Source organism: Euzebyales bacterium (genome assembly GCA_036374135.1).
In the GTDB taxonomy this organism is placed as follows: Bacteria; Actinomycetota; Nitriliruptoria; order Euzebyales; family JAHELV01; genus JAHELV01.
Genome location: DASUUK010000085.1, coordinates 1 through 5,057, shown reverse-complemented (window position 1 = coordinate 5,057; position 5,057 = coordinate 1). Strand labels below are relative to the sequence as shown.

The 5,057-nt window shown below is 70.9% G+C and carries 2 protein-coding genes; both read right to left on the bottom strand.

Annotation, left to right across the window (positions count from 1 at the left end; genetic code table 11):
• Positions 1-452: 452 nt before the first annotated feature.
• Positions 453-1,961 carry an FAD-dependent monooxygenase gene (locus tag VFZ70_14865; protein ID HEX6257086.1) on the bottom strand — a complete coding sequence of 503 codons (1,509 nt, stop codon included), beginning with the start codon at positions 1,959-1,961 and terminating at the stop codon, positions 453-455.
• 104 nt (positions 1,962-2,065) lie between these two features.
• A complete protein-coding gene (locus VFZ70_14860; protein ID HEX6257085.1) occupies positions 2,066-4,885 on the bottom strand; it encodes an AAA family ATPase in 2,820 nt (939 codons plus the stop codon).
• Between the last annotated feature and the right edge of the window lie 172 nt (positions 4,886-5,057).

Genomic DNA, 5,057 nt, shown 5'->3' with positions numbered 1-5,057 from the left:
GAAGGGTACTTGGCGGCTGTGACGCCGACGGGGAATCGCTCGACGGGTTGCGGGCGTCGCGGAAGGTCCCAGGGTTCGACCTCGCGTTCCGCGCGCCGAAGAGCGTGTCGCTGTTGTGGGTGCTCGGGGGCAGCGACATCGCATCCGAGTGCGTGACGCCCATGACGCTGCCGTGGCTGCGACGCTGGCGTATCTCGAGGAGCATGCGGGGTGGTCGCGGCGCGGCGCAGGCGGCCGTCACGCGGTCAGGGGCCGCGGATTCGTCGCGGCGGCGTTCCGGCACCGCGCGTACCCGAGGCTTTGAACGAGGGCGCCCGCTCACTCCTTCGTCACTGCGGCTGGCTTCTTCGTGTCGTTCGTGCTCAGTGGTGGCTAGCCGCACGGGGGCGCGGCCGCGCCTCGCTGGCGGCGACCATCCCATGACGCGGGTGACCGGGGGCAGGCCCTGGCGATCACCGTGCGCGGGTGCCAGTCAAGGTGGCTGGTGCGGGTGTGACGGGTGGGTGGGTGGCGCCATGTGCGGCGTGCAGGAGTGCGTAAGCGGCGTTGTCGGGGGGTGTGTGCCAGTGGGCGGCGATGTGCCCGTCGGGTCGCAGCAGCACGGCGCCGCCGGCGTTGATGTTGATGGTGTGCGCGGTGGCGGCGTCCAGCGTGTGGACGATGATCGGCGCGTCTGTGGAGGTCGTCGCTGTGGCCTGTTGCCAGGCGGCGCTGTGGGGTCCGGTGAGCAGCGTGTAGCCGGGGCCGATCAGGTCGAGGGTCGACCGCCGTGGGCGGGTGTCCGGCAGCCAGGCGTGTGTGACGCGGCCGTTGAGGTCATCGGCGAGGTACTGCGCCGCTGGTCGTTCCATCTCGGTGGCCGATCGCAGCGCGTTGCGTGCGCCGATCGGCCAGCGTTCGGTGTGGTAGGTGTCGAGCAGTTCGCTGTCGGCCCAGCCGCGACACACCCAGGCGAGCTTCCAGCCCAGGTCGTGGCCGTCGTGGATCGCAGTGTTCATGCCCGTGCCCCCGCGCGGGGTGATCCGGTGTGCGGCGTCGCCGACGAGGAACGCACGGTGCGCGCGGTAGCGTTCGGCGATGAGGCTGGCGAACGAGAACGCGCCAACGGCGAGGATGTGCGGGTGCAGGTCGGCCACGCCGGTGGCGGTCCGCAGGCGCCGGGTGATGCGTTCGTGGGTGTGGTCGGCGATGGTTTCGCGGTCGGGGTCCCATGACCACGCGTACAGCCAGCGGTCGGTGGTGCCGGCTGCGACGAACAGCCCTGGCGCGGCGGGGTGGGTGATCGGGTAGATCGCGTGGCGACGGTCACCGACGACCGGCCACAGCGGTGCCCTGAACAGCACGGTGACGATCTCGTCGAGCCGTTCGCTGCCGTGCATCGGGACGCCGATGATGGTCCGGACGGTGCTGTGGGCGCCGTCGGCGCCGATGATGAAGCGCGAACGAACCAGCGTCGTGGTGGCTGTGTCCGCCTCACGCAGGATGGCGGTCACGCCGTCGTCGTCCTGGTCGAAGGCGACCAGTTCCGTGCCGAACCGCACATCGGTGCCGTCGAAGGTTTGCAGGTGACGCACGAGGACGGGTTCCAGGTGGTCCTGTGGTGCCACCGCGGGACCGGTAGGGCTCACCGCGGCCGCCTGTTTGGGTGTCGGGAAGCCGAATGACTCCTCCCGCCCGTGCTGGGAGGCGAGGGTCTCGGTAACCCACGCCGTCGCCTCCACCTCGACAGCGCCCGTGCGGACGTCGTCCTCCAACCCCCACGAGCGGATCAACTCCATAGTGCGGGTGCTGATCGCGGTGGCCCGTGGCAACGTCGACGTGCCGGCGCGGCGATCGATGAGCAGTGACCCGACGCCGTTGTTCGCCAGCGTGATCGCGGCGGCGAGGCCGGCCGGGCCGGCACCGACGATGAGCACGGGCACGGAGCGGACGTCGGTGTCGGGTTCGTGGTGGGATTGCATGATGGGCCTCCTTTGGGCCGATCCAGGTGACCTCGTCATCTGGCGGAGCGTCCGCGACAGGGTCTGCTATCGCGTCCAGGGCGTGATCCGTACGCGCTACGGAGTTAGTCGACCGGCGTGTCGTGCGTGAGCTGCGCGCGGTTGCCGGCGCCGGTCTTGGCCAGCAGGTTGGCGACGTGGGTCTCGACAGTGCGCCGTGACAGGAACAGCCGCTCGGCGACCTCGGCGTTGGTCAGGCCCTGCGCGACCAGCACGAGCACGTCCATCTCCCGACTGGTCACGCCGACTGACCGCAGATGCGCCGGCACCGCGCTGTCGCCGCGGCCGCGGCGTGGAACGGGCGCACCAGCGACGCGCAGCAGATCCCGGCAGATGCGGACGAGCTGCGCAGGACGCCCGTCGCTGACGTCTGCGAGGAGCGCGCGGAGGCCACCGATCGGGTCACCCCATCCGTCGGCGAGCGCGGCTTCGAGCACCATTACGCGCAGGAGTCGACGCCACCAGTGCTGCTCAGCTAGGAGGCGGTCGGCCTCGTCGGCGAGTTCGACCGCACGCTCGGGTGATCCGCCGCGTGCGGCGGCGACCGCGTCGGCGTAGCGCAGTGCCGCGCGGTTCGTCGAGCGCAGCACGGCTGGAGCCGCGCGGAGCCCGTCACGCGCCTGGGTGTCACGGTCAGACAGCACCGTGCGCACGACCACCCACAGACCCCAGTAGACGGTGGGGTGCGCGCTGGCGTGGCCTTCGACCACGGCGATTCCCTCATCGAGGAGGTCACGCGCCAGGGTCAGGTCGTGGGCGAGCAGCGGGGGTAGGGCGCGGATGCAGCTGGAGAGCGCAATGACGTCGGGGGCGTCGGGTGCCAGCTCGCGGGCCCTGGTCACGCAGGCGTCGGTGTCGCCGGTCCGGCCAGCCTCCGCGTGACCGGCGGCGACCCACAACAGCGCCATCGCCTGCAGCCACGTGAGGTCCAGCTGACCTGCCAGGTCTGCGCTTCGCTGCGCCAGAGCGAGCGCGTCGTCGGGTCCGGCGACGAGTACCCGCCAGTCTGCGAGCAGCAGGTCGATGCTCGCCACCGCCGCGAGCATGCCCGCGTCGATCGCCAGGTCGCGCACCCCAGACAGTTCTTCAGCGACGTCCTGGTCCAGGAACTGCACCATCGTCAACGCAAGCAGCGCGCTGACGCGGGCGGCCACCAGTCCGTGCTCGTCTGCGACCTGGGCGGCGCGCCGGTATGCCTGTTCGGCGATCGCCGTGTCGTGCAGCTGTGCGCAGCGCCCCACGACCTCCAGCGCTGCGCACACCACCTCAGGGGCGTCCGAGCGTTCGGCCAGGCGCACGGCCCGTTCGGCGCGGCTGGCCGCCTCGCCGATCCGACCGGCACCGAACGCGGCGTCAGCAGCAATCGCTTCGATGCGGGGATCATCAAGCCGACCCGCACGTGCGGCATACTGTTGTGCACGGTCCCACGCACCCGCCGCGACCGCCGCCCGCGCCAGCTCCAGACACAACAGGGCGTGCGCGTCGCCCAGCGCTGACGGCAGGGCTGCTTCGCCCACCGTTACAGCGTCATCGACTCGCCCAGCAAGCCTGAGCACCGCCACCCGCTCGATGGTCACTGCGATGTTGGTGCCGAGCTCGTCAGCGCGACGCAGCAGGTCGTGCGCGGACTTCAGCGCACCACGGGCGCGCGCACGACGGCCAAGCGCGAGCAGCACCTGTGTCGCGTGGTCCCCCCGGCCGCCGTGCACGTACAACTCTGCGGCCAGCGCCCCGTCCGGACCGGTGAACTGCGGGTCGCGGTGCTCGATCGCCTCGGCGGCGTGCACCGCGAACGTCGCCACCTGTGGAGGCATCAATTCCGACAGCACAGCATCTCGGATCGCGCGGTGACGCCACCGCAGGCGGCCGGCCGCGTCGCGGGCCTCCAGCAGCTGTACCGCGACCGCTGCACGAAGCCCCGCCGTCACCACCGCGACCGGCAGGCCGGTCGCCGGTTCCAGAAGCGTCCAATCGACCACGTCACCGAGGACCGCTGCGGCGTCGATGACCAGCCGAACCGCCGCCGGCACGTCGGCGAGGCGTCGCCGCACCAGATCTGCGAAGGTGTGCGATACGCCTGCCGACAGCTCCCCGGTGACCTGCCATCCGCCCTCGCGGTGCACCAGCGACGAGCTGTCGACCAGGCCTGCCAGCACCTCCTCGATCAGCAGTGGCAGACCGTCTGACCGGTCGACCACGAAGTCGACGACCGCACCGGGAAGCACCTGCCCACGGGCGCAGGCCCGCACCAGGACCGCAGCCGCATCAGCAGCCAACCGCTCGAGATGGATGCCGACGACGTTTGGGTGTCTTCGCAACCGGTGCACCGACGGAGAAGACCGCTCATCACTGCGCACCGAAACCGTCACCAACACCGGAACGCCAGCGGCTGCGCCTGCCAGATACTCGACCACACCAAGCGTGTCACGATCAGCCCACTGCAGATCCTCCACCACGAGCAGACAACCGCAGCCTTCTCCGACGGCGCCGAGCAGCCGCCGCACCCCCTCGGCCAGCCCCAGCAGCGGGTCGGCCGTCGCCGCTGGTTCCGTGCCGGCAGGCTGCCAGCTCGGTCGCAACCGCTGCAGCGCCGGAAGAAACGGGCGCACCTGTGCCACGTCGGTAAGCGCGTCGTCGGACAGCAGCGGCAGCAGCGCCTGCGCCAGCCCCCAGAACACACCACGGTCCTCGATCGCGCGGCCGTACAGCACGACCATCCCGGCCGCCTCCGCAGCGGCCATCGCTTCGGCGATCAGGCGCGACTTGCCCACGCCCGCTTCCCCGCTGACCACCAGCACGCCACCCGACCCGCGGCGAGCCTCGAGCAACAGCAGGCGGATGCGGTTCAACTCGTCGTGCCGGCCGATCAACGCCGCCGAACGCATCTCAACCACCACACCGATTACACCACCGTTCGAGTCGGGGTGACAGCGGTTCGCCGTACGCAGGCTCAGCATTCATCGCCCGGGCAACCGTCGGGCGATCGCAACGCGAGGCGCGGTTACGCAGCTGACCCGCTGCGCACTACCTGTCTCTGCCACAACTGCCAACCGCCAG

Bases quoted from the DNA above. Each gene is read 5' to 3' on its own strand.
- VFZ70_14865 (HEX6257086.1), bottom strand. From the start codon at position 1,961: ATGCAATCCCACCACGAACCCGACACCGACGTCCGCTCCGTGCCCGTG.
- VFZ70_14860 (HEX6257085.1), bottom strand. From the start codon at position 4,885: ATGCGTTCGGCGGCGTTGATCGGCCGGCACGACGAGTTGAACCGCATC.